At 54.5% G+C, this 24,037-nt stretch carries 27 protein-coding genes; 16 read left to right on the top strand and 11 right to left on the bottom strand.

Annotated elements, in window-relative coordinates:
• Positions 1 to 4: 4 nt before the first annotated feature.
• From nirC to tsgA, 4 genes are all read right to left on the bottom strand, one after another.
• The gene (gene nirC / locus WM46_RS17735) at positions 5 to 814 is read right to left on the bottom strand and encodes a nitrite transporter NirC (protein ID WP_042998404.1); all 810 of its coding nucleotides are present in this window, start codon (positions 812 to 814) and stop codon (positions 5 to 7) included.
• Positions 815 to 991: 177 nt separating this feature from the next.
• On the bottom strand, positions 992 to 1,318 hold the full coding sequence (nirD, locus tag WM46_RS17730) for a nitrite reductase small subunit NirD (RefSeq protein WP_061076104.1): 327 nt from the start codon (positions 1,316 to 1,318) through the stop codon (positions 992 to 994).
• The gene (gene nirB / locus WM46_RS17725) at positions 1,315 to 3,858 is read right to left on the bottom strand and encodes an NADPH-nitrite reductase large subunit (RefSeq protein WP_102602922.1); all 2,544 of its coding nucleotides are present in this window, start codon (positions 3,856 to 3,858) and stop codon (positions 1,315 to 1,317) included. The genes nirD and nirB overlap by 4 nt, the downstream gene beginning before the upstream one ends.
• A 320-nt stretch (positions 3,859 to 4,178) precedes the next feature.
• Positions 4,179 to 5,360, bottom strand: a complete 1,182-nt coding sequence (tsgA, locus tag WM46_RS17720) for an MFS transporter TsgA (protein WP_061076106.1) — start codon at positions 5,358 to 5,360, stop codon at positions 4,179 to 4,181.
• 265 nt (positions 5,361 to 5,625) lie between these two features.
• On the opposite strand from tsgA, the gene ppiA reads away from it, so the two are divergent.
• From ppiA to WM46_RS17695, 5 genes are all read left to right on the top strand, one after another.
• Positions 5,626 to 6,198 carry a peptidylprolyl isomerase A gene (gene ppiA / locus WM46_RS17715; protein ID WP_042322832.1) on the top strand — a complete coding sequence of 191 codons (573 nt, stop codon included), beginning with the start codon at positions 5,626 to 5,628 and terminating at the stop codon, positions 6,196 to 6,198.
• A 108-nt stretch (positions 6,199 to 6,306) separates the two neighbouring features.
• Positions 6,307 to 6,474: a YhfG family protein gene (locus WM46_RS17710; RefSeq protein WP_102602921.1), complete on the top strand. Its 168-nt coding sequence runs from the start codon at positions 6,307 to 6,309 to the stop codon at positions 6,472 to 6,474.
• Positions 6,464 to 7,066 (top strand): putative adenosine monophosphate-protein transferase Fic, encoded by a 603-nt coding sequence (locus WM46_RS17705; protein WP_102602920.1) that lies wholly within the window; start codon positions 6,464 to 6,466, stop codon positions 7,064 to 7,066. The genes WM46_RS17710 and WM46_RS17705 overlap by 11 nt, the downstream gene beginning before the upstream one ends.
• A gap of 31 nt (positions 7,067 to 7,097) precedes the next feature.
• On the top strand, positions 7,098 to 7,661 hold the full coding sequence (gene pabA, locus WM46_RS17700; protein WP_102602919.1) for an aminodeoxychorismate synthase component 2: 564 nt from the start codon (positions 7,098 to 7,100) through the stop codon (positions 7,659 to 7,661).
• A gap of 85 nt (positions 7,662 to 7,746) precedes the next feature.
• Complete coding sequence (locus WM46_RS17695; protein WP_102602918.1) at positions 7,747 to 8,964, top strand: aspartate aminotransferase family protein; 1,218 nt, start codon at positions 7,747 to 7,749, stop codon at positions 8,962 to 8,964.
• Positions 8,965 to 9,061: 97 nt separating this feature from the next.
• Here WM46_RS17695 and WM46_RS17690 read toward each other — a convergent pair whose 3' ends face one another.
• Both WM46_RS17690 and crp read right to left on the bottom strand, forming a co-directional pair.
• Positions 9,062 to 11,149, bottom strand: coding sequence for a YccS/YhfK family putative transporter (locus WM46_RS17690; RefSeq protein WP_102602917.1), 2,088 nt, complete (start codon positions 11,147 to 11,149; stop codon positions 9,062 to 9,064).
• Positions 11,150 to 11,200: 51 nt separating this feature from the next.
• Complete coding sequence (gene crp, locus WM46_RS17685; protein ID WP_000242758.1) at positions 11,201 to 11,833, bottom strand: cAMP-activated global transcriptional regulator CRP; 633 nt, start codon at positions 11,831 to 11,833, stop codon at positions 11,201 to 11,203.
• Between the two features lie 307 nt (positions 11,834 to 12,140).
• Between crp and WM46_RS17670 the strand changes: the two genes are divergently transcribed.
• Positions 12,141 to 12,545: an OsmC family protein gene (locus tag WM46_RS17670; protein WP_042998393.1), complete on the top strand. Its 405-nt coding sequence runs from the start codon at positions 12,141 to 12,143 to the stop codon at positions 12,543 to 12,545.
• 99 nt (positions 12,546 to 12,644) lie between these two features.
• Here the strand turns inward: WM46_RS17670 and WM46_RS17665 are convergent, their stop codons facing one another.
• From WM46_RS17665 to WM46_RS17650, 4 genes are read right to left on the bottom strand one after another with little or no spacing between them, the layout of a single operon-like run.
• Positions 12,645 to 13,514, bottom strand: a complete 870-nt coding sequence (locus tag WM46_RS17665; RefSeq protein ID WP_102602916.1) for a phosphoribulokinase — start codon at positions 13,512 to 13,514, stop codon at positions 12,645 to 12,647.
• A 54-nt stretch (positions 13,515 to 13,568) separates the two neighbouring features.
• Complete coding sequence (locus WM46_RS17660; RefSeq protein ID WP_042998391.1) at positions 13,569 to 13,787, bottom strand: YheU family protein; 219 nt, start codon at positions 13,785 to 13,787, stop codon at positions 13,569 to 13,571.
• 2 nt (positions 13,788 to 13,789) lie between these two features.
• Positions 13,790 to 14,806, bottom strand: a complete 1,017-nt coding sequence (locus tag WM46_RS17655) for a hydrolase (protein WP_225622868.1) — start codon at positions 14,804 to 14,806, stop codon at positions 13,790 to 13,792.
• 5 nt (positions 14,807 to 14,811) lie between these two features.
• Entirely contained in the window at positions 14,812 to 16,713 is a 1,902-nt protein-coding gene (locus tag WM46_RS17650) for an ABC transporter ATP-binding protein (protein WP_102602915.1), read from the bottom strand.
• 136 nt (positions 16,714 to 16,849) lie between these two features.
• Here WM46_RS17650 and kefG point away from each other — a divergent pair, with 136 nt between their 5' ends.
• From kefG to slyD, 4 genes are all read left to right on the top strand, one after another.
• Positions 16,850 to 17,401 (top strand): glutathione-regulated potassium-efflux system ancillary protein KefG, encoded by a 552-nt coding sequence (kefG, locus tag WM46_RS17640; RefSeq protein WP_042322810.1) that lies wholly within the window; start codon positions 16,850 to 16,852, stop codon positions 17,399 to 17,401.
• A complete protein-coding gene (gene kefB / locus WM46_RS17635; protein WP_061076113.1) occupies positions 17,401 to 19,206 on the top strand; it encodes a glutathione-regulated potassium-efflux system protein KefB in 1,806 nt (601 codons plus the stop codon). Before kefG ends, kefB begins: the two co-directional genes overlap by 1 nt.
• A 9-nt stretch (positions 19,207 to 19,215) precedes the next feature.
• Positions 19,216 to 19,416: a YheV family putative zinc ribbon protein gene (locus tag WM46_RS17630; protein ID WP_042322806.1), complete on the top strand. Its 201-nt coding sequence runs from the start codon at positions 19,216 to 19,218 to the stop codon at positions 19,414 to 19,416.
• 94 nt (positions 19,417 to 19,510) lie between these two features.
• Positions 19,511 to 20,107 carry a peptidylprolyl isomerase gene (gene slyD / locus WM46_RS17625; RefSeq protein WP_042322804.1) on the top strand — a complete coding sequence of 199 codons (597 nt, stop codon included), beginning with the start codon at positions 19,511 to 19,513 and terminating at the stop codon, positions 20,105 to 20,107.
• Positions 20,108 to 20,304: 197 nt separating this feature from the next.
• Here the strand turns inward: slyD and WM46_RS17620 are convergent, their stop codons facing one another.
• A complete protein-coding gene (locus WM46_RS17620; protein ID WP_042998387.1) occupies positions 20,305 to 20,523 on the bottom strand; it encodes a protein SlyX in 219 nt (72 codons plus the stop codon).
• 223 nt (positions 20,524 to 20,746) lie between these two features.
• Here WM46_RS17620 and fkpA point away from each other — a divergent pair, with 223 nt between their 5' ends.
• The 6 genes from fkpA (at position 20,747) to rpsL (ending at position 24,000) form a co-directional block, all read left to right on the top strand.
• Positions 20,747 to 21,571: an FKBP-type peptidyl-prolyl cis-trans isomerase gene (gene fkpA, locus WM46_RS17615; protein WP_102602914.1), complete on the top strand. Its 825-nt coding sequence runs from the start codon at positions 20,747 to 20,749 to the stop codon at positions 21,569 to 21,571.
• 166 nt (positions 21,572 to 21,737) lie between these two features.
• Positions 21,738 to 22,460: a transcriptional regulator gene (locus tag WM46_RS17610; protein WP_042286247.1), complete on the top strand. Its 723-nt coding sequence runs from the start codon at positions 21,738 to 21,740 to the stop codon at positions 22,458 to 22,460.
• Positions 22,460 to 22,846, top strand: a complete 387-nt coding sequence (gene tusD / locus WM46_RS17605) for a sulfurtransferase complex subunit TusD (RefSeq protein WP_102602913.1) — start codon at positions 22,460 to 22,462, stop codon at positions 22,844 to 22,846. The genes WM46_RS17610 and tusD overlap by 1 nt, the downstream gene beginning before the upstream one ends.
• Positions 22,846 to 23,205, top strand: a complete 360-nt coding sequence (gene tusC, locus WM46_RS17600) for a sulfurtransferase complex subunit TusC (protein WP_061076116.1) — start codon at positions 22,846 to 22,848, stop codon at positions 23,203 to 23,205. Before tusD ends, tusC begins: the two co-directional genes overlap by 1 nt.
• Before the next feature lie 7 nt (positions 23,206 to 23,212).
• The gene (tusB, locus tag WM46_RS17595; protein ID WP_061076117.1) at positions 23,213 to 23,500 is read left to right on the top strand and encodes a sulfurtransferase complex subunit TusB; all 288 of its coding nucleotides are present in this window, start codon (positions 23,213 to 23,215) and stop codon (positions 23,498 to 23,500) included.
• Positions 23,501 to 23,625: 125 nt separating this feature from the next.
• Positions 23,626 to 24,000 (top strand): 30S ribosomal protein S12, encoded by a 375-nt coding sequence (rpsL, locus tag WM46_RS17590; RefSeq protein WP_000246815.1) that lies wholly within the window; start codon positions 23,626 to 23,628, stop codon positions 23,998 to 24,000.
• Positions 24,001 to 24,037 lie beyond the last annotated feature (37 nt).

Here is a 24,037-nt window from a genome sequence, read left to right as displayed (position 1 = left end):
CCCCTTAATTATTGGCTGTAGCCTCAGTTTGGTTGATTTTTGCCGGAGCCGGTCGCTCCGATTTTGGCGTAGCATACCAATAACCTAACCCCATGAACACGACACCGGACAAAGTATTGCCGAGTGTTACCCACAGTAAGTTATGACCAATCCCCGCCAGGGTATAGGCTTCGCTGTGGTGACCGAACCAGGAGAGGGCGAACAGCGTCATGTTGGCAACCGAGTGTTCATAGCCGGATGCAATAAACGCCAGCAGACACCACCAGATAGCGATAAATTTCGCGGCGCCTTCGGTACGGATTGCCATCCAGATTGCCAGACAAACCAGCCAGTTACACAGCGCGCCTTTGAAGAACAGTACCGTTGCCGGAGCCGTGGTTTTCGCCAGCGCGACCGAGTGTACGATGCTGGTATCGACCGGTAGCAGGCTACCGCCACCCCAGCTGTACAGCAGTGCGACGAACACAGAACCCACCAGATTACCCAACCAGGTCTGCGGCAAAATCGCCCACATTTGCCCCTGACTGATGGTGCCCGCTTTGACGCCAAGCGTCAGGAACATCGTGTGACCGGTAAACAGTTCGGAACCCGCAATAATCACCAGCGTTAAGGCGATCCCAAAGGTTGCGCCCATCACCAGTGGACGCACGGACGGATCGAGTAAGTTACCGAGAGTGAAAATCAGGATAATACCGAGACCAACGTAAGCACCGGCCATCGCAGAACTGACCCAAAAACCGAGAGGATTATTTGCCGACAGGCGTGCGATGCGGGCAGCGTTAGCCGCACATTTGTTAATCGTATCTGTGAACATGATTATCCTTGAAATGAAAAAAATAAAAACGTAACCGTAGGCCGGATAAGCATTTATGCCGCCATCAGGCAATGCGCTGATGCAATTTGCCTGATGGCGCTACGCTTATCAGTCCTGCGAAAAAACAGAACTACTAATACGTTAAAAAAGGGAGGCGTTGCGCCTCCCTAAAATTCATTAACCGCGCAACTGCACGACGCCGTCTTTCACCCGCGCGTCGTAATGCGCCACGGAATGACTTTCATCCTCCATGCACAGGCCGTCGCTCAGGCGGAAGCGTTGCTTTTTCAACGGGCTGGCGACCCACAATTCACCCTGGTGTTCCGCAATCAATCCGCGGGACAGCACGCTGGATTCAAAGAACGGGTCGATGTTGCTGATCGCAAACACCTGGTCGCTGTGATACGGACGAAAAATAGCGACCTGTTCCTCACCTAACAACGCGCAGACGCCGGTTGCGGGCAGGATGTCATCAATGTGGCAGATGTTTTTCCACTGGCTCATGCGTTTTCCTCCACCAGAGTGACCGGGATGCGTTCATACGGCGTGGCCGGACGGTGCTGTTCACGTTCAGGCACCACCTGGACGTTCGGATCGCGTTTATCGCTGTTGATGAAGTGTCTGAAACGCGTCTGGGCAGACGGCGTGTTGACGGTTTCCGTCCACTCGCAGACTACGGCTTCGCGCAGACGAGCCATCTCTTCTTCCAGATGTTCGTTCAGACCCAGTTTGTCGTCGATGATGACGGAGCGCAGATACTCAATGCCGCCTTCCAGGTTGTCTAACCAGGGTGCGGTACGGGTCAGTTTGTCCGCCGTACGGATGTAGAACATCATGAAACGGTCGAGATATTTGAGCAGAGTTTCACGATCGATATCCGCTGCCAGCAGATCCGCATGACGCGGCTTCATCCCGCCATTACCGCAGACGTACAGGTTCCAGCCTTTCTCGGTCGCGATGATACCGACGTCTTTGCCCTGGGCTTCGGCACATTCACGGGTACAGCCGGAAACGCCGAACTTCATCTTGTGCGGGGTACGAATGCCTTTGTAGCGGTTTTCCAGCTCAACGCCGAAGCCCACGCTGTCACCCACGCCGTAACGGCACCAGGTGCTGCCCACACAGGTTTTCGCCATGCGCAGCGCTTTGGCGTAGGCATGGCCGGTTTCGAAGCCAGCTTCAATCAGTTGGCGCCAGATTTCCGGCAGGTCGTCTTTTTGCGCGCCGAACAGGCCGATACGCTGAGAACCGGTGATTTTGGTGTACAGGTTAAATTCACGGGCGATACGACCTACGGCAACCAGACCTTCCGGCGTGATTTCACCGCCGGCAGAGCGCGGGATCACGGAGTAGGTTCCGTCTTTCTGAATGTTCGCCAGGAAGTTGTCGTTGGTATCCTGCAGCGGGGTGTGCTGCGGTTTCAGGATGTACTCATTCCAGCAGGAGGCCAGCAGAGAGCCCACGGTCGGTTTACACACTTCGCAGCCATAACCTTTACCGTGTTTTGCCAGCAGTTCATCGAAAGTTTTGATGCCTTCCACACGAATCAGGTGGAACAGTTCCTGGCGCGAGTAAGCAAAGTGCTCGCACAGGTTGTTGTTTACTTCGATACCCTGTTTCGCCAGTTCGGCGTTCAGCACCTGGGTAACCAGCGGGATACAGCCGCCGCAGCCGGTACCGGCTTTGGTTTCGGCTTTCAGCGCGGCAACGGTGTGGCAGCCTTTGTTGATGGCGGCGACCAGCATACCTTTGGTGACGTCGAAACAGGAGCAAATCTGCGCGCTGTCTGGCAGTTTATCCACGCCGATAGACGGCTTACCACTGCCGGCATGGGCGGGCAGGATCAGCGAGTCCGGGTTTTCCGGCAGTTCGATAGCGTTCAGAACCAGTTGCAGCAGGTTGCCATAATCACTGGTATCTCCCACCAGTACAGCGCCGAGCAGGGTTTTGTTATCTGGGCTTACGATAAGGCGTTTGTAGACCTCTTTGCTTTCGTCGAGGTAAACGTAACTACGGGCACCCGGCGTACGACCATGTGCGTCGCCAATACCGCCAACGTCAACGCCCAGCAGTTTCAGCTTGGCGCTTAAATCTGCGCCTTCGAAGGCGTTTTCGTTCTCGAGGATATGGTCAACGGCGACCTGCGCCATTTTGTAGCCCGGTGCGACCAGACCGTACACCCGGTTGTTCCAACTGGCACATTCGCCGATGGCGTAGATATCCGGATCGGACGTCTGGCAGGCATCGTTGATCACAATCCCGCCGCGTGGCGCGACCTCCAGACCACACTGGGTCGCCAGTTTGTCGCGTGGGCGAATACCGGTGGAGAAGACGATAAAGTCCACTTCCAGCTCGCTACCGTCGGCAAAACGCATCGTTTTACGGGCTTCAGTGCCTTGCTGAACGATCTCCTGGGTGTTTTTGCTGGTGTGCACGCGCACGCCCATGCTTTCAATCTTGCGACGCAACTGTTCGCCGCCCATATGGTCAAGCTGTTCGGCCATCAGCATCGGGGCGAATTCAATCACGTGGGTTTCCACGCCAAGATTTTTCAGCGCGCCTGCCGCTTCCAGACCTAACAGACCGCCTCCGACGACCGCACCACGCTTGCTGCGACGGGCGCAGGATTCAATCGCGTTGAGGTCTTCGATGGTGCGATAAACGAAGCAGTCCTGGGTTTCGGAACCTTTAATAGGCGGGATCCACGGATAAGAACCGGTCGCCATAATCAGCTTGTCATAGTAAACCGTACGGCCCGCACTGGAGTGAATCACTTTTTCCTGGCGGTTGATGGTAATCGCACGTTCGCCGACCAGCACGTTAACACCGTGCTTCTCGTAAAATCCTTCACGGACCAGAGACAGTTCTTCTGCGGTGTGATGTGAGAAGTAGGATGACAGGTGCACACGGTCATATGCCTTGCGGGGTTCTTCGCAGAAAACAGTAATATCAAAATTGGCAGCGTCGGATTTATCAAGAAGGTCCTCAATAAAGCGATGGCCGACCATACCATTACCGATAATAGCGAGTCTGACTTTGCTCATTTTTGCCTCGATTTCTTTTCTATTACTGCCTACCTTAACGATTCAGCACTCCCACTTATTGATGCAAATCAAATTCACCTTTATATACCTCTTAAGGGGTATATTGCTGATTTGACAGCATTTTCTTAAGTTGCGGAAATATCAGACTTTTCGCGATCGTACAAATAACGTACAAAACAAGGGGTTTTTAGCGGAGGAAGGCTACCACTAAAGATTGGCTGGCCTACATCCTTCGAGGAAGGGGAGAGAAACGTGAAAAGGCCGGATGGCGACAGCGCCTTATCCGGCCTACAAAGAGGATCACTATCCGGCAAATAACGTTACTGTGCTGCCGGGGCGTCATGCTGGCGATGACGGGTCACAAAACCGAGGATAAAACACATGACGAAGACGATGGCGTACAGGCCATTCGCGGTGAGCAAGGCCGCCTGAGGACCGCTGTGCGCCACGATAGGACCGGTGACGACAAACGTCAGCATGGTGCCGATGGTGCCGCAGGTCAGGACGAAGTTAACCAGTTTTGGCGAGGCTACGCGGGTCTGCTGCGAACCCAGGGTGATAATAGTGGTATAGATGGCGCTGGAGAAAAAGCCGAGAGCCAGAATAAACCACGGCATATGTTCAGGCGTCCCGGTGATGAACAGGTACATCAGCACGGTGGCCAGTGCCGCCAGGACGGTCAGAATGCGCTGTAAGTCGAAGAAACGCAGAATGAAACTGAAGGCCCACATCCCGAACATGTACGACATCCAGAAATTGCTGACCAGCGTACCGGCATCGTTCAGGCTCATCCCCAACCCTTTCGCGTACTCAGGTACCCAGGAGATAAAGCCCAACTGACCGAGGATGTAACACAGCGCAGCGACAGACAGAAACAGGACGCCGATGCCCCATTTCTCTTTCACGACTGGCGTATCGCTTTGCGGCGCGTGTTTGCCCAGCGGCGGGAATTCACAGCCGAAGGTCAGAAGAAAAATAGCGACATAGACCAGGCCGATGCAGGCGTACACCCAGTACCACTCGATGCTGCGCGCCAACAGGAACGCGGCGACCATTGGGAAAACCATCCCAGCCATGCTGAAGAAGGAGTCAGTAAACAGCAGGCGGGAGCCGCGCTGACGACCTTCATACATCTGCGTAATCAGGAACGTACCAATCGACATGGTGATCCCGCTGACCAGCCCCAGCACAAACATTGCGGCAGAGAACAGAGCCAGACTATGGCTGAACATCAGACCGGCAACGGCCAGCACCATCAGGATAAAGCCAAAGCGCAGTTGCGTTTTCAGCGGAACAATTTCCATCAGCCAGGCATTAAGGAAAATGGAGATCAAGATACCGGCGTTCAGGAAGGTGAAAGTGTTACTCATACTGGAAACCGGCAACTGGAAATACTCTGCGATGTTTCCCATCACCATCCCGGTGACAATAACCAACGCACCGGTGAGGGCGTAGGAGAGAAAGCTAATCCATGTGAGCTTGATACGATTGCTGTTAGTCATGACTGGCCTGTAAATGGAAGTAAAGCGCATTGACGGCGCCGGGAACGGGCGGATTTTAGGCGTTTTAGTGATGGATTTAAACTTTTATCGGAAATTACAGAGTCTGTTACATATTTAAAGGTGATATAAATCACAATAATTAAGGCATTGATGAAGTTACATATGTTTCAGGTACGTAAAATTAGGTAAAGGGATGGCCTTGTCCCTGAAGGCTCTTTAGAATCAAACCACTGGCTTTTGTTACCGCTCTCCTAAAGGAAATCTCATGCTCAAATCGACCCTGGCGGCTGTTGCAGCTGTTTTCGCCCTTTCTGCTCTCTCTCCCGCAGCGCTGGCAGCAAAAGGGGATCCGCACGTTTTGCTGACAACCTCTGCAGGTAATATTGAACTGGAACTGAATAGCCAGAAAGCGCCTGTTTCAGTGCAAAACTTTGTCGATTATGTGAACAATGGTTTCTATAACAACACCACGTTTCACCGTGTCATTCCGGGCTTTATGGTCCAGGGTGGCGGCTTCACCGAGCAGATGCAGCAGAAGAAACCTAATCCTCCGATTAAAAACGAAGCCGATAACGGCCTGCGTAACACGCGCGGCACCATCGCGATGGCGCGTACTGCCGATAAAGACAGCGCGACCAGCCAGTTCTTTATCAACGTGGCGGATAATGCTTTCCTCGATCACGGCCAGCGTGACTTCGGCTATGCCGTATTTGGTAAAGTTGTGAAAGGGATGGACGTGGCCGATAAGATTTCCCAGGTGCCGACCCATGATGTCGGCCCTTACCAGAATGTGCCGTCAAAACCGGTGGTTATCCTCTCCGCAAAAGTGCTGCCGTAATCCTTCCCCGCGCGGGTGTTGCAAGCCCGCGTCGTTTTATCCTCCCTGCGTAACCGCGTTTTGCTGCTTATACTTGTGGCAAACACGGATCAATCAGGGAGGCGTACAGTGAAAAAACTCACCGACAGGCAAAAATCCCGGCTCTGGGAACAGCAGCGCAACGTGAATTTTCAGGCCAGCCGCTGTCTTGAGGGCGTCGAAAGTCCGTTAGTCACGCTTAATGCCGCAGAGGCGCTGGCGCGTCTGGAAGAACTCCGGAGGCACTATGAGCGATAAAATCGGCGACGACCGCGATCCGTATCTCTACCCCGGACTGAATGTGATGCGTAACCGTCTGGGGATCCACCAGGTCGGGCGTCTGGAGCAGGCCGCTTACGAACTGACCGCATTGCGTGCGGCGACCATCGAACTGGGCCCGTCGAAGCGCGGGTTGCCTCATCTGTGTGCGATTCATCGTCAGCTTTACCAGGACGTCTTTGACTGGGCGGGTCATCTGCGTGAAGTGGATATCTATCAGGGTGATACCCGTTTCTGTCATTTCGCTTACATCGAAAAAGAGGGGAATGCCCTGATGCAGGATCTGGAGGAAGAGGGCTACCTGATGGGGCTGCCGAAAGAGAAGTTCGTCAGCCGCCTTGCGCATTATTACTGTGAGATCAACGTGCTACATCCGTTTCGTCTTGGCAGCGGCATGGCACAGCGGATTTTCTTCGAACAACTGGCTATTCATGCTGGTTATCTTCTTCGCTGGGCAGATGTGCCGGTGGCGGAATGGAGTCGGGCGAATCAGGAAGGGGCGATGGGCGACCTTAGCGCATTGCAGGCGATATTTCGTAAAGGGGTAAGCGAAGCCGAGGAAACTGAGTAAAATAGCGCGGTTTTCCTCGACCGGAGCCGCCATGATCCTGCTTATCGACAACTACGATTCTTTCACCTGGAACCTCTATCAGTATTTTTGTGAGCTGGGCGCTGACGTGCAGGTTAAGCGCAACGATGAGTTGACGCTGTCGCAGATCGATGCGCTACAGCCGCAAAAAATCGTCATCTCGCCCGGCCCCTGCACCCCGGATGATGCCGGAATTTCGCTGGAGGTGATTCGCCATTATGCCGGACGGTTGCCGATCCTGGGCGTCTGTCTGGGGCATCAGGCGATGGCGCAGGCTTTTGGTGCAACGATCGTACGCGCCGCAAAAGTGATGCACGGAAAAACGTCGCCTATCCACCACACGGGACAGGGCGTGTTTCAGGGGTTAATTAACCCGCTTACCGTCACCCGCTATCACTCGCTCGTCATCGACCCCGCCACACTCCCCGACGGCTTTGAGGTGACTGCCTGGAGCGAAACGCAGGAGATTATGGGGATCCGCCATACGACGTGGGATCTGGAAGGCGTGCAGTTTCACCCGGAAAGTATTCTCAGCGAACAGGGGCATCAGCTGCTGGCAAATTTCCTTAATCGGTGATTTGTGGTTGCTATCCGATGATTTTTTATGCATATTTTGTGATTATATTTTCACATTCATTTTTGCATAACTGGATGGGCATGAGATGGCAACTGAACAAACGGCAGTAACCCGGGCAACTTTCGATGAAGTCATTCTGCCGATTTATGCACCGGCGGAATTTATTCCGGTAAAAGGGAAAGGCAGTCGGGTCTGGGATCAGCAGGGCAAAGACTATGTTGATTTCGCGGGAGGAATTGCGGTGACCGCGCTGGGGCATTGCCATCCGGCGTTGGTGGCGGCCCTGAAAACCCAGGGTGAAACGCTCTGGCATACCAGTAACGTCTTTACCAACGAACCCGCACTGCGTCTGGGACGAAAAATAATCGATGCCACCTTTGCCGAGCGCGTGCTGTTCATGAATTCCGGGACAGAAGCCAACGAAACGGCGTTCAAGCTGGCGCGTCATTATGCCTGCGTGCGCCATAGCCCGTTCAAAACCAAAATTATTGCCTTTCATAATGCGTTCCACGGTCGTTCACTGTTTACCGTCACTGTCGGCGGTCAGCCGAAGTATTCCGATGGTTTCGGGCCAAAACCGGCGGATATCGTCCACGTTCCGTTTAACGATCTTCACGCAGTGAAAGCGGTGATGGATGATCATACCTGTGCTGTCGTGGTTGAGCCGGTACAGGGTGAGGGGGGCGTTCTGGCCGCGACGTCAGCGTTCCTGAAAGGTCTGCGCGAGCTCTGCGATCAGCATCAGGCACTGCTGGTGTTTGATGAAGTACAAAGCGGGATGGGGCGTACCGGCGATCTGTTTGCCTATATGCACTATGGCGTGACGCCGGATATTCTCACCAGTGCGAAAGCGCTGGGCGGCGGCTTCCCGGTGAGCGCGGTATTGACGACGCAGGAGATTGCTTCAGCGTTTCACGTCGGCTCTCATGGCTCGACCTACGGCGGTAACCCGCTGGCCTGCGCCGTGGCGGAAGCGGCATTCGACATCATCAACACGCCGGACGTGCTGGGTGGCGTACAGGCGAAGCGGCAGAGATTCGTTCAACATCTGCAGCAGATTGATGAGCAGTACCACGTGTTCAGCGATATTCGTGGTATGGGCCTGTTGATTGGTGCCGAGCTGAAACCACAATACAAAGGACGCGCGCGTGATTTCCTTTATGCGGCGGCGGAGGCTGGCGTGATGGTGTTGAATGCCGGTCCTGACGTGATGCGCTTTGCCCCATCGCTGGTGGTGGAAGAGGCGGATATCGACGAAGGGATGCAGCGTTTTGCACAGGCTGTTGCGAAGGTTGTCGGTTAACCGTTTGCCTGATGGCGTAGCGCTTATCAGGCCTGGTGTCGATAACGCGCTCCGTGCAGGCCGGATAAGGCGTTATGCCGCTATCCGGTAATCCGTGTTAACCCCGCATATCCCGCAAGCGACGGCTGAGCCAGATTCCGTGGTGCGGCCGCTGACGCCATGCCACAGACGAGATGGTGTGCATAGTGTTAAGGTGACCAATAACGCGCTGCAGATGCTGTTCCAGGGTACTTAACGGTCCGTGGGACAGCATTTCTGGCGCTTCCAGAATATTCACATCCCCTGAGCTGCCGGGCCCGTCATACTCCAGTCGCTGCTGACAGCGTTGCAGCGCTATTTCACACGATTGCAGATACCGCTGCGCCAGGTCCGGCGTCAGCATCGTATGCTCACGCGCCAGCGTGGTCATCGCATTGATATGTTCGACGATAAACTGACTGTGTGTCACCCACAGCTTCATATCTTCCAGATAATGGCTGTTAAAGCCGGGTTCCTGCATCGCCTGGTTGAGCGAGTTGAACAACGTATTGTGCGCCTGGTTGACCCGCATACGTTGCCAGGCGAGCGGCGTGGGTTGCGGATCGTCGCTCAGAATCAGACGAATGGCTTCCTGATCGGCCTCCAGCGCATCATGGGCGTTTTTACGCAACAGACCGCTCTGCCACTGCGGCCACAGCCAGACGGTGCCACCAAACGCAATCAGGCAGCCTATTACCGTATCGACAAATCGTGGAATGATGAACTGTTCGCCGTCCAGTGTCAGCAGTTGCAGGGTATACACCGCTGTGACGGTAAATCCAACCGTCGCCCAGCCGTAGTTTTTGCGGATGGTCAGATAACTGACAAGGGTTATTACCAGCATCAAGGCCAGCGTATATCCCTCAGGAATATGAAAGTGCAGCGTCACGCCTGCGATAATCAGCCCCACCAGCGTTCCCGCTGAACGGTGCAGAATGCGCACGCGGGTGGCGCCGTAACCGTTTTGCGTCACAAACAGCACTGTCATCAGGATCCAGTAAGGCTTCGGCAGATGCAGCGCGGTTCCCATCAGACTGGCGATGCTGAGCATGACGCTGATCCGCCCGGCGCTACGTAGCGCCGGAGATTTCAGCGAGAGGTAGTTTTTCAACGCCGGCAGCAGCGGTAGCCGACGCTGCTTATCGGCCATCAGATCGCGGGCGTACAACGGGCGCTGGGTGCGAAGCACGCGGGCGATACGGCTGAAGTGCCAGTAACAGAACTGCCCGACGGGGTTATCCGGATGCTGATGAGCAATTTTTTCCAGCGCGCCAATCTGCTTTTGCATGGTGAACCGCGTCGGCAGCCGGTGATACAGAATGTCATCCGCCAGTACGCGCAGGCGAGCGGCGACCGTTTGCGCATTCCAGCGAATCACCTGTTCCGCGTGGCTGCGCTCGACCAGCTTCTGCACTTCTTCCGGTTGATGCAGACTGACGGAGATATGTTCCTGCAGATCCAGCGCTTCCTGAAAGGCGCGCAGCATCCGTTTATAGTCATTATTGTGATGTGCCGACAGCATGTGCATCTGCTGATAGCACTGAGTGATGAGGTCGACGGCTTTCTGCTGGCGCACCAGAAGCGGCGGCAGGGCTTTTTCCGGGTCGGTGTGCTGGGTCAACATGCTGTATTTGGCTTCGCAGTAATCCGCCAGTTCCCGGTATAACAGACTCAGTGACTCGCGCAGCGGCTGTTCGCGCCAGAGCCAAAACCAGAACCAGTTAAATAACCCATACCATAATGTGCCCAGCGCGTAGATCAGCAGCGGCTCCCAGACCGGCATATTTCCCGCGAGGCTCAGTGTGAAAATCGCCGCAATCAGCGAGGCCGGAAGCAATCGCGCGTGAAGGGAGCTCAATTCAGCGGTGACGCCGAGCGTGAGCGTCAGGCCGGTCAGGATCAGGGGTAACGGCACCGCCTGCGCCAGCAGCAGCTGCATGATCAGGCTACAGCCGGCAAACAGCGATGCACCGATAATCAGGCGTTTGAAAAAGCGTTTGTGCGGAGTATCAAGCCCGGCAATGTTGCAGCAGGCGGGAACCAGAGAGAAGAGCAGGCCCAGATGTAACTGCCCGATGATCAGGCCGACGGCCACGGGCAAACAGAGCACCAGCGTTTGACGTAGTGCATAGTTGATTTCTGGGTGATAAATCAGTCTGCGCCACATTGGCAAAACAAAAATGACGCACTACCGGGTAGCGCGTCATTTCCGATGAGATTAACGAGTGCCGTAAACGACGATCGTTTTACCGTGAGCGGAGATCAGGTTCTGATCTTCCAGCATCTTCAGAATACGACCAACGGTTTCGCGAGAGCAGCCAACGATCTGACCAATCTCCTGGCGAGTGATTTTGATCTGCATACCGTCCGGGTGAGTCATCGCATCAGGTTGTTTCGCCAGATTCAGCAGAGTCTGGGCGATACGACCGGTCACGTCGAGGAAGGCCAGGTTACCGACTTTCTCTGAAGTGACTTGCAGGCGGCGAGCCATTTGGGAAGAGAGGCGCATCAGAATATCCGGGTTCACCTGGATCAACTGACGGAATTTCTTGTAGGAAATTTCAGCCACTTCACACGCTGTTTTCGCCCGAACCCATGCGCTACGTTCCTGGCCTTCTTCAAACAGGCCCAGTTCGCCAATAAAATCACCCTGATTCAGATAAGAAAGGATCATTTCTTTCCCTTCCTCATCCTTAATCAACACTGCCACTGAGCCCTTAACGATGTAGTACAACGTTTCTGCTTTTTCACCCTGGTGAATCAGCGTGCTCTTGGACGGGTACTTATGAATGTGGCAATGAGACAAGAACCATTCAAGTGTCGGGTCTGTTTGCGGTTTGCCAAGCACCATGCGCGATTATCCTCTGTTATAAGCTGTCTCCAGAGCCAAAAAATGCCGCTGTCTCTGGGGTTGCAAAAATGTGCTTCCCGCGTCCTGGGAAGAGGCTGTCAAAAACAAACTGCAGCCTTTAATGTGAAGTCCTCTGCATACATGCAGTACATCAATGTATTACTGTAGCATCCTGACTGTTTTAGCATAGCTTTAGCCGTGTGTCTCCTGGTGTCTCGCTTCAGCATGACGGAGGTCGCCTTCCGTTGCGAGAATTGTTATGTACGCGTAATCTGTCAGGAAAATTGACGCACTGGAGTTAAAAAATATGCAAGCGCGTGTTAAATGGGTTGAGGGGTTAACCTTCCTGGGTGAGTCGGCTTCCGGACACCAGATTTTGATGGACGGTAACTCTGGCGATAAAGCGCCGAGCCCGATGGAAATGGTGCTGATGGCCGCGGGCGGTTGCAGCGCAATTGACGTGGTTTCTATCCTGCAAAAAGGCCGTCAGGATGTGACGAACTGCGAAGTGAAACTGACGTCGGAACGTCGCGAAGAGGCGCCACGCCTGTTCACCCACATCAATCTGCACTTTATTGTCACGGGAAATGACCTGAAGGATGCCGCTGTTTCGCGTGCGGTCGATCTGTCGGCGGAGAAGTATTGCTCTGTGGCGCTGATGCTGGGAAAAGCGGTCAACATTACCCATTCGTATGAAGTGATTGCGGCGTAATTATTCATGTCGCCGGATGGCGGCTAGCGTCTGGTCCGGCCTACAGATTCCTGATTTGTAGGCCCGATAAGCGTAGCGCCATCGGGCACTTCCCATCGTTTATTCGATCTTCTTGCCTTCCATCAGTCGCTGTACCAGCGGCAACATGATGAGTTCCATTGCCAGCCCCATTTTGCCGCCAGGTACCACCAATGTATTGATGTGGGAAATGAATGAACCCTGCAGCATCGCCAGCAGCCAGGGGAAATCGATCCCTTCCAGATTACGGAAATGGATCACGACAAAGCTCTCATCCAGTGACGGAATGCCTTTGGCCGCGAACGGGTTTGAGGTGTCCACGGTAGGAACGCGCTGGAAGTTAATGTGGGTGCGGGAGAACTGCGGCGTGATGTAGTTGATATAGTCGTCCATCGAACGCACCACCGAATCCATCACCGCTTCACGAGAATGGCCTCGTTCGCTGGTATCGCGGGTAAGCTTCTGGATCCACTCCAGGTTAACGATGGGGACCACGCCGACCAGTAGATCAACATGGCTTGCGACCTCATGCTGGGGCGTGACGACGCCGCCGTGCAGGCCTTCATAGAACAGCACATCGGTGGGTTCCGGCAGGGGTTGCCACGGGGTAAACGTCCCCGGCACCTGATTCCACGGGACGGCTTCATCGTAGGTATGCAGATATTTACGCGACTGGCCTTTGCCCGTCTGACCGTACTCAATAAACGTCTGTTCCAGCAGACCGAAGTCATTGGCTTCGGGGCCAAAATAGCTGATGTGGCGTCCGGCGTCGCGTGCTTTGCGGATCGCCATATCCATTTCCGGACGGGTATAGCGGTGAAAACTATCGCCTTCCACCTCGGCGGCGCGCAGGTTGAGCTGCGCAAAAATTTTACGGAACGCGAGGCTGGTGGTGGTGGTCCCCGCGCCGCTGGATCCTGTTACCGCAATCACCGGATGTTTGGCAGACATGTTAACTCCATCAATAAATTGATTTTTTATTATAGTCGGCCGATAGCGTGCGGGTTATTCGCGAAATTGCTTGCGCGGCATGATGTTGACGGTTTCGTGCAACTCAGACCACACCAGCACCGCTTCTCCACACTGTAACTGGCGTTTGACGTCGGCGACTTTTTGCTCAAGGGTACGTTCATGTTCACCATAATCGGTACCTTCGCGCAACACAAAGCTTTCGATCAGATTGTCCAGCGTCTCGGGGGAAAGGTCCTGCCAGGGGATCTGCATGATTAGGCCTCCAGATACGGTGTCAGCCAGCCAGGGATACGCGATTCCAGCCACATTTCTGGCCGACGTAGCGTCCCGCCGATGAATCCAACGTGCCCGCCATGTTCGGTTAACTGATATTCCACCTGCGGCGGCAAATCTTCCGCTTTGGGGATCACATGATGATCCATAAACGGGTCGTCTTTCGCGTGGATGATCAGCGTCGGAATGGCGATGTCGCTGAGTAAGGGCATTGCACTGCACTGACGATAGTAGTCGATAGCGTCGGCGAAGCCGTGGATTTTAGCGGTGATCAGATCGTCAAACTCGCGGATCCGGCGCAGGGATTTCAACTGCGCCAGACTCACCGGCAACGAGCCCGGATAGGCCGCCAGCTTGCGCGACGCGTTAGCCTTCAGCAGGTTGAGCAGATAGCGCTGATAAACACGGGAAAAGCCTTTATCCATATGGTAGCTACAGGCTTCCAGTACAAAAGGAGCTGAGACAATGACCGCCGCATCAAGCGGGATGTTTTTCCCTTCTTTAGCCAGCAGGCACGCCAGCACATTTCCGCCGAGCGAGTAGCCTACGGCGGCCGTCGGCGCATGGCCAAATTCCCGCTGCAACCAGCCTAAGAACCAGGTTCCGTCTTCGGTTTCACCGGAGTGATAAATGCGGTTCAGGCGATTCGGTTCGCCGCTGCAACCGCGAAAGTGCATCACCACGCCAAGCCAGCCACGGTTCTTTGCCGCCTCGATCAGGCCATGCGCGTACGGACTGTTCAGGCTGCCTTCCAGACCATGAAAGACCACCAGGCGCGGCTTGTGCTTCGCCTGATGGGGATCTTCACTCCATGCCAGATCGACAAAGTCGCCGTCGGGCAATTCCAGACGCTGCCAGTGGGCGTCAAAATTCACCTTTCGGCGGATCAAACGCGGCAACATAGTCTGTAGGTGGCAGTTACTGATACCGCGCATCGGGCGAAATTCGTCACTGCTGCCGTTTGGCATTTCAGGGTCGTGAAGGATTACGTGTGTCATCACCGTTACTCGCTCAGCATCTGCTCGAGCTGTTCCTGGGCGTACAGCCAGGCCATTTCGCACGCCTCCAGCCCGGCTTTAGCGCTGGCTTGCTGTTGCAGACACTCCGTCAGCTCGGCTTTGCGGCTCTGGTCGTAAAGTTCGCTGTCGCCCAGCTTCTCTTCCGCCTGCGCCAACTGTGCGTTCAGCGTCTCCATCTCTTTTTCCAGACGGGCGATCTCTTTACGCAGCGGTTGGGTTTGCGTCCGCAGTTCGGCTTCTCGACGCTTCTGATCTTTACGCGCTTGCGCGCTGTTGATGTTCTCTTTTGGTGCCTCGTCAGACTGGCTTTCCTGCTTCTGCACATCGCTCAGCCACTGCTGATAATCTTCCAGATCGCCATCGAACGGCTCGACCTTGCGGTCATGCACCAGGTACAGGTCGTCGGTTGTGGATCGCAGCAAATGGCGGTCGTGCGAAACCACCACCAGCGCGCCTTCAAATTCAATCAGCGCTTCGGTTAATGCCTGACGCATGTCGAGATCAAGGTGGTTAGTCGGTTCATCGAGCAGCAGCAGGTTCGGGCGCTGCCAGACGATCAGCGCCAGCACCAGTCGCGCTTTTTCGCCGCCGGAGAAACGACGCGTCTCTTCGCTGACTTTATCGCCCTGGAAGCCGAAGCCACCCAGGTAGTCGCGTAGCTTCTGTTCCAGCTCTTGTGGCGCCAGTCGCGCCAGATGCTGTAACGGAGACTCATCCGCCCGCAAATACTCGAGCTGGTGCTGGGCGAAGTAACCGAGCTTGATGCCTTTCGCCAGTCCGATTTCACCGCTGACAGGGGACAGCTCACCCGCCAACAGTTTGATGAGCGTGGATTTACCGGCGCCGTTACGTCCCAGCAGACCAATACGCGATCCCGGCACCAGGTTCAGTTTGATGGAGTCCAGGATGATGCGTTCGCCATAACCGGCACTCACTTTCTCCATTTTCAGCAGCGGATTCGGCAGGCTCTCCGGCGCGCGGAAACTGAAATGGAATGGGTTATCGACATGCGCCGGGGCAATCAGCTCCATGCGTTCCAGCATCTTGATACGGCTCTGCGCCTGCTTTGCTTTCGTGGCTTTGGCGCGGAAGCGATCGATATAGCTTTGCAGATGCGCCACGCGCTCCTGCTGGCTTTCATACATTGCCTGCTGTTGGGCCAGACGCGTGGCGCGCTGAATTTCAAACGCGCTGTAGTTGCCGGTGTACTCGAACATCGTTTGCTGTTCGATATGAATGATTTTATCTACTACCGGGTCGAGGAAGTCACGGTCGTGAGAGATCAGAATCAGAGTGCCCTGATAGCTCTTCAGCCATTTTTCCAGCCAGATAACCGCATCCAGATCGAGGTGGTTGGTCGGTTCATCGAGCAGGAGGAGATCGGAGCGACAAATCAGCGCCTGGGCCAGGTTGAGACGCATACGCCAGCCGCCGGAAAAGTCGCTGACCGGACGTTCCAGTTGTTCATTAGAAAAACCGAGACCATGCAACAGGCTGGCAGCGCGGGAGCGTACGGTCCAGGCGTCGATGGCATCCAGCTTGCCGTGGACGGTGGCAATGGCGTGTCCATCGTTACGTTCGTTAGCGTCATGCAACTGGGCTTCCAGTTGACGATATTCGCGGTCGCCGTCAATGACATATTCCAGCGCGGGCTGGGGCAGGGCTGGTGTTTCCTGATTCACCCACGCCAACTGCCAGCTACCGGGAAAGGTAAAACCGCCGGCATCTGCGCTGATTTCATTTTTCAGCAATGCCAGCAGGGTAGATTTCCCGCAGCCGTTCTTACCCACCAGACCCACTTTCTGGCCCGGATTAATGGTGGCAGTGGCATTGTCCAGTAAGACGCGCACGCCGCGACGAATTTGTAACGAGGAGAAAACAATCATAAGGCGCCGTATGTTCAGACTATGTTAATTTATCATTATGATAATGTAAGGTGTGGGCCATTTTCCGCACCGGGCCGCAATGGTAGCCCAAAACGACGACTATACACAAAAACAGAAACAAACCGGGAGGGGGATGATGTCTCAGCCAGCAAAGGTCTTGCTGCTGTATGCCCATCCGGAATCTCAGGACTCGGTGGCTAACCGGGTACTGCTTAAGCCGGCCACGCAGCTCAGCAACGTTACGGTGCACGATCTCTACGCACACTATCCTGATTTTTTTATCGATATCCCGCATGAGCAGGCGCTACTGCGTGAGCATGACGTGATCGTGTTTCAGCACCCGCTGTACACCTATAGCTGTCCGGCGTTGCTGAAAGAGTGGCTGGACCGCGTATTGAGCCGTGGCTTTGCCAGCGGCCCCGGGGGAAATCAGTTGGCGGGAAAGTACTGGCGGAGCGTGATCACAACGGGTGAACCGGAGAGCGCCTATCGCTATGACGCGTTGAACCGCTACCCGATGAGCGATGTACTGCGGCCATTCGAACTGACGGCAGGGATGTGCCGGATGCACTGGCTGAGTCCCATTATTATCTACTGGGCCAGACGACAAAGCGCGCAGGAGCTGGAAAGCCATGCAAAAGCGTATGGCGACTGGCTTGCCCATCCTGTTCCTGTGGGAGGCCGCTGATGGAAGGTTCCGATTTATTGACTGCGGGAGTGCTGTTTCTCTTCGCGGCGGTGGCTGCGGTGCCTTTGGCATCGCGGCTGGGTATTGGCGCCGTGTTGGGCTATTTGCTTGCGGGAATTGCCATTGGCCCGTGGGGGCTGGGGTTCATCAGCGACGTGGATGAGATTCTCCACTTCTCTGAACTCGGCGTCGTGTTTCTGATGTTTATCATCGGGCTGGAGCTGAACCCGTCGAAGCTCTGGCAGCTCCGGCGTTCTATCTTTGGCGTCGGGGCGGCACAGGTTCTGCTGAGTGCGGCGCTGTTGGCCGGACTGTTGATGTTGACCGATTTCTCATGGCAGGCGGCAGTTGTCGGCGGGATAGGGCTCGCGATGTCGTCAACCGCGATGGCGCTACAGTTGATGCGCGAAAAAGGGATGAATCGCAGCGAATCCGGACAACTGGGCTTTTCGGTTTTGCTGTTCCAGGATCTGGCGGTGATCCCGGCGCTCGCGCTGGTGCCGCTGTTAGCCGGTTCGGCCGATGAAGACTTTGACTGGATGAAGATCGGCATGAAGGTGCTGGCGTTTGCTGGCATGCTGATTGGCGGACGCTATCTGCTGCGTCCGGTGTTTCGCTTTATTGCCGCCTCCGGCGTGCGCGAAGTGTTTACCGCCGCCACGCTGCTGCTGGTGCTGGGATCGGCACTGTTTATGGATGCGCTGGGGCTGTCGATGGCGCTCGGCACGTTTATCGCCGGGGTGCTGTTAGCGGAAAGTGAATACCGGCACGAGCTGGAAACCGCGATCGATCCGTTTAAAGGACTGCTGCTGGGGCTCTTCTTTATTTCTGTCGGGATGTCACTCAATCTGGGCGTGCTGTATACCCACTTGCTGTGGGTTGTGGCAAGCGTGGTGGTGCTGGTGGCGGTCAAAACGTTGGTGCTTTATCTGCTGGCGCGACTGTACGGCCTGCGCAGTTCTGAAAGAATGCAGTTTGCTGGCGTGTTGAGCCAGGGCGGAGAGTTCGCTTTTGTGCTGTTCTCGACTGCGTCGTCGCAGCGGTTGTTTCAGGGCGATCAGATGGCGCTTTTGCTGGTGACCGTCACGCTGTCGATGATGACCACGCCGATGCTGATGAAGCTTATCGATAAATGGCTGTCCCGCCAGCTTAACGGCCCGGATGAAGAAGATGAAATGCCGTGGGTTGAGGATGATAAGCCGCAGGTCATCGTGGTGGGCTTTGGCCGTTTTGGTCAGGTTATCGGCCGTTTGCTGATGGCGAATAAGATGCGCATCACCGTGCTGGAGCGGGACATCAGCGCGGTGAACCTGATGCGTAAATATGGCTATAAGGTCTATTACGGCGATGCCACGCAGGTAGATCTGCTGCGTTCCGCGGGCGCAGAGGCGGCAGAATCTATCGTCATTACCTGTAATGAACCGGAAGATACGATGAAACTGGTGGAGATCTGCCAGCAGCATTTCCCGCATTTGCATATTCTTGCGCGAGCGCGCGGACGCGTCGAAGCGCATGAGTTATTACAGGCGGGGGTCGCGCAGTTTTCCCGTGAGACCTTTTCCAGTGCGCTGGAGTTGGGACGCAAAACGCTGGTGTCGTTGGGAATGCATCCTCATCAGGCGCAGCGGGCGCAACTGCATTTCCGCCGGCTGGATATGCGGATGCTGAGGGAACTCATCCCGATGCATGCCGATACGGTACAAATCTCTCGCGCCAGAGAAGCCAGACGGGAACTGGAGGAGATTTTCCAGCGCGAGATGCAACAAGAACGACGCCAACTGGATGGCTGGGATGAATTCGAATAGAGGATAAGTATGGCAATCCGTAAACGTTTTATTGCAGGGGCGAAATGCCCTTCCTGCCAGGCGCAGGATTCTCTGGCGATGTGGCGCGAGAATAATATTGATATTGTTGAATGTGTTAAGTGCGGGCATCAGATGCGGGAAGCGGATAAAGAAGCCCGCGACCACGTTCGCAAAGAAGAGCAAGTGATCGGGATATTTCATCCAGACTAGCGATATGGCCCGAGATTTTTTAAGCTAAGGGGTACACAGGTGCAGATTTCCGCTACAATCTGCGCCAGCAATTTTCCCACGCTCAGGAGATATCATGAAAGTAGCAAAAGACCTGGTGGTCAGCCTGGCCTATCAGGTACGTACAGAAGACGGTGTGTTGGTTGATGAGTCTCCGGTGAGTGCGCCGCTGGACTACCTGCATGGTCACGGTTCCCTGATCTCTGGCCTGGAAACAGCGCTGGAAGGTCATGATGTTGGCGACAAATTCGATGTTGCGGTAGGCGCGAACGACGCTTACGGTCAGTATGATGAAAACCTGGTGCAGCGCGTTCCTAAAGACGTCTTCATGGGCGTTGACGAGCTGCAGGTTGGTATGCGTTTCCTGGCTGAAACTGACCAGGGTCCGGTACCGGTAGAAATTACCGAAGTGGAAGACGACCACGTTGTGGTTGACGGCAACCACATGCTGGCGGGTCAGAATCTGAAGTTCAACGTTGAAGTTGTGGCGATCCGCGAAGCGACCGAAGAAGAACTGGCTCATGGCCACGTTCACGGTGCGCACGGTCACGACCATGACCACGATCACGACGGCTGCTGCGGCGGTCACGGCCATGACCACGGTCACGAGCACGGCGGCGAAGGCTGCTGCGGTGGCGGTGGTAAAGGCAACGGTGGCTGCGGTTGCCACTAATACCCGTTGTCTTTCAAGCCACAGCAGCGTTGGTTGCGCTTTCGAACCCCGGTCACATAGCTTTCTATGCTCCCGGGGCTTGCTCAAGCTTGCCGCCTTGCTGTGACTCGAAATCCTTTGGGTATTTATGAGACTGTCCGATAAGCGTTGGTGCCGTCGGATACAAAAAAAGCGGGTTTACCCGCTTTTTTTACGTCTCAATAATGAGGCGGCGGCGTCTCCTCGGCCTGGGAGGCGATGTGGGAAGGCTGGCTCGCCTTGAGCTTTTCCGTCAGCAGTCGCAGATGATCGCGCAATTTGGCCATTTCCATCTCGTGAGCGGTTACCGTTACGTTGAGCTCTTCAATGGTGATTTCCTGAAAAGCCAGCCGACTTTCCAGCTCGGCCAGCCGGGTTTCCATCGTTGTATCCTGCATGATTCACCTCATCGATTGTCTCTGGTCGCGGCGGATTCTACTTAACTTTGTCTGAATACACAGCCCTGATTCAGTCTTATCGAAACTAATTTAAACAAAAAGAGTCTCAAAAGTAGCGATAATCAGGCATGTCCGTATGTTGATTTGTTCGACAACGCTTTATAGTACGCTTCTCATAGTAAAGTTAACCATGGGGTGAGATGCCCCGGCCCTGGAGATATGGATGAAATCACTGTTTAAAGTCACTCTGCTGGCGACCACGATGGCCGTTGCTCTGCACGCCCCGATCACCTTCGCAGCGGACGCCGCAAAACCGGCCGCCGCCGCTGACAGCAAAGCTGCGTTCAAAAATGACGACCAGAAATCGGCTTATGCACTGGGCGCATCGCTGGGCCGCTATATGGAAAACTCCCTGAAAGAACAGGAAAAACTGGGCATCAAACTGGACAAAGACCAGTTGATCGCCGGCGTTCAGGATGCGTTTGCTGATAAGAGCAAACTGTCTGACCAGGAAATCGAGCAGACTCTGCAGGCTTTTGAAGCACGCGTGAAAGCTTCCGCTCAGGCGAAGATGGAAAAAGACGCGGCTGACAACGAAGCCAAAGGAAAAGCGTTCCGCACCAAGTTTGCGAAAGAGAAAGATGTGAAGACCTCTTCGACTGGCCTGCTCTACAAAGTTGAGAAAGCCGGTACCGGCGAAGCGCCGAAAGACAGCGACACTGTGGTGGTGAACTACAAAGGTACGCTGATCGACGGTAAAGAGTTTGATAACTCCTACACCCGTGGCGAACCGCTCTCTTTCCGTCTGGATGGTGTTATCCCTGGCTGGACTGAAGGTCTGAAGAACATTAAGAAAGGCGGGAAGATTCAGCTGGTCATCCCACCGGAGCTGGCTTACGGCAAAACCGGCGTTCCGGGGATCCCGGCTAACTCCACGCTGGTATTCGACGTAGAACTGCTGGATATCAAGCCAGCACCGAAGGCGGATGACAAGCCAGAAGCAGCAGCAGAAGCTGATGCAAAAGCAGCAGATGCCGCTAAAAAATAAAAACTGAGAACCGCCGCCGAACAGAGCGGCGGTTTTTTTTGTGCAGGCCGGATATAATTAATAGTGGAAAGTGGAACCACCACTGTATTAATTTAATCATCCACAAAATTAATGAGCCTGCCCTGAAAACATAACGACAGGCTCCTGAAAAGGAGTGTTTTTTTTCATGTCCAGGTCGCTATTAACCAACGAAACCAGTGAGCTTGATTTACTGGATCAACGTCCTTTCGATCAAACCGACTTTGATATTCTGAAATCCTACGAAGCGGTGGTGGACGGGTTAGCGATGCTCATTGGTTCCCACTGTGAAATCGTATTGCACTCTTTGCAGGATTTGAAATGTTCCGCCATTCGCATTGCCAACGGCGAACATACGGGACGCAAAATCGGTTCGCCGATTACTGACCTTGCGTTACGGATGCTGCACGATATGACCGGTGCAGATAGCAGCGTTTCCAAATGCTACTTTACCCGTGCGAAAAGCGGCGTTCTGATGAAGTCAGTGACGATTGCCATTCGCAATCGCGAGCATCGCGTGATTGGTCTGCTGTGCATTAACATGAACCTTGATGTCCCGTTCTCGCAGATCATGAATACCTTTATTCCCCCGGAGACCCCGGAAGTGGGATCGTCTGTTAACTTCGCCTCTTCCGTGGAAGATCTGGTGACGCAGACGCTGGAGTTCACCATTGAAGAGGTGAACGCCGATCGTAATGTCTCCAATAATGCCAAGAACCGCCAGATCGTCCTGAATCTCTATGAGAAAGGCATCTTCGATATTAAGGACGCCATCAACCAGGTTGCCGATCGTCTGAACATCTCCAAGCACACCGTGTACCTCTATATTCGCCAGTTCAAGAGCGGCGACTTCCAGGGGCAAGATAAGTAATGCGTTTTGCCATTGTGGTTACCGGTCCGGCGTATGGTACCCAGCAGGCGAGCAGCGCATTGCAGTTTGCTCAGGCGCTGATTGAAGAAGGCCATACGTTAAGCAGCGTCTTTTTCTATCGGGAAGGGGTGTATAACGCCAACCAGTTGACCTCTCCGGCCAGTGATGAATTTGATCTGGTCCGGGCCTGGCAACAAATGAATACACAACATGGCGTTGAGCTGAACATTTGTGTGGCGGCGGCGTTGCGCCGCGGTGTGGTCGATGAAACAGAAGCGGGCAGACTGGGGCTGGCGTCCGCCAATCTGCAGCCGGGTTTTACCCTCAGCGGGCTGGGCGCGCTGGCACAAGCCTCACTGACCTGCGATCGCGTGGTACAGTTCTGATGAAACGTATTGCCTTTGTCTTTTCCACAATGCCGCACGGTAGCGCATCGGGTCGTGAAGGGCTGGACGCGCTGTTGGCGACGTCGGCGCTAACTGAAGAGATCGGCGTCTTCTTTATAGGCGATGGCGTCTTTCAGATCCTTCAGGGACAAAAGCCGGATGTCATTCTGGCTCGCGACTATATTGCGACCTTCAAACTGCTGGGGCTGTACGATATCGAACAGTGCTGGTTATGCGCCGCCTCGCTGCGCGAGCGTGGACTCGAAGAAGGGGCCAGTTTTGTCGTCGAGGCGACGCCGCTGGAGCCAGACGCGCTGCGTCGCGAGCTGGGCAACTACGATGTCATCCTGAGATTCTGAGGTTTTCATGCTGCATACTTTACACCGCTCCGCGTGGCTCTCTGATTTCTCTGCAATCCTGCGTCTGCTCGCAGAAGGCGATGAACTTTTGTTGCTCCAGGATGGTATTACCGCTGCAGTAGAAGGCAGCCGCTTCCTTGAAAGCCTGCAAAACATCCCCATAACGGTATATGCACTGAAAGAAGACATTGACGCTCGTGGTTTGGGTGGTCAAATTTCAGACAGTGTCGTCAGGGTTGACTATACTGACTTCGTCAGACTTACGGTTAAGCACGCCAGCCAGATGGCCTGGTGATTGTGTGATCGTTGTATATTTCTTGACACCTTTTCGACACCGCCCTAAAATTCGGCGTCCTCATATTGTATGAGGTCGTTTTATTACGTGTTTACGAAGCAAAAGCTAAAACCAGGAGCTATTTAATGGCAACAGTTAACCAGCTGGTACGCAAACCACGCGCTCGCAAAGTTGCAAAAAGCAACGTGCCTGCGCTGGAAGCATGCCCGCAAAAACGTGGTGTATGTACTCGTGTATATACTACCACTCCTAAAAAACCGAACTCCGCACTGCGTAAAGTATGCCGTGTTCGTCTGACTAACGGTTTCGAAGTGACTTCCTACATCGGTGGTGAAGGTCACAACCTGCAGGAGCACTCCGTGATCCTGATCCGTGGCGGTCGTGTTAAAGACCTCCCGGGTGTTCGTTACCACACCGTACGCGGTGCGCTTGACTGCTCCGGCGTTAAAGACCGTAAGCAAGCTCGCTCCAAGTATGGCGTGAAGCGTCCTAAGGCTTAATGGTTCTCCGTTAAGTAAGGCCAAACGTTTTAACTTA

The sequence above is a fragment of the Citrobacter freundii complex sp. CFNIH2 genome, assembly GCF_002880615.1.
Taxonomy (GTDB): Bacteria; Pseudomonadota; Gammaproteobacteria; order Enterobacterales; family Enterobacteriaceae; genus Citrobacter_A; species Citrobacter_A amalonaticus_F.
The sequence above is the reverse complement of the archived record's forward strand: the minus strand, read 5'-3'. Positions and strand labels throughout refer to the sequence as shown.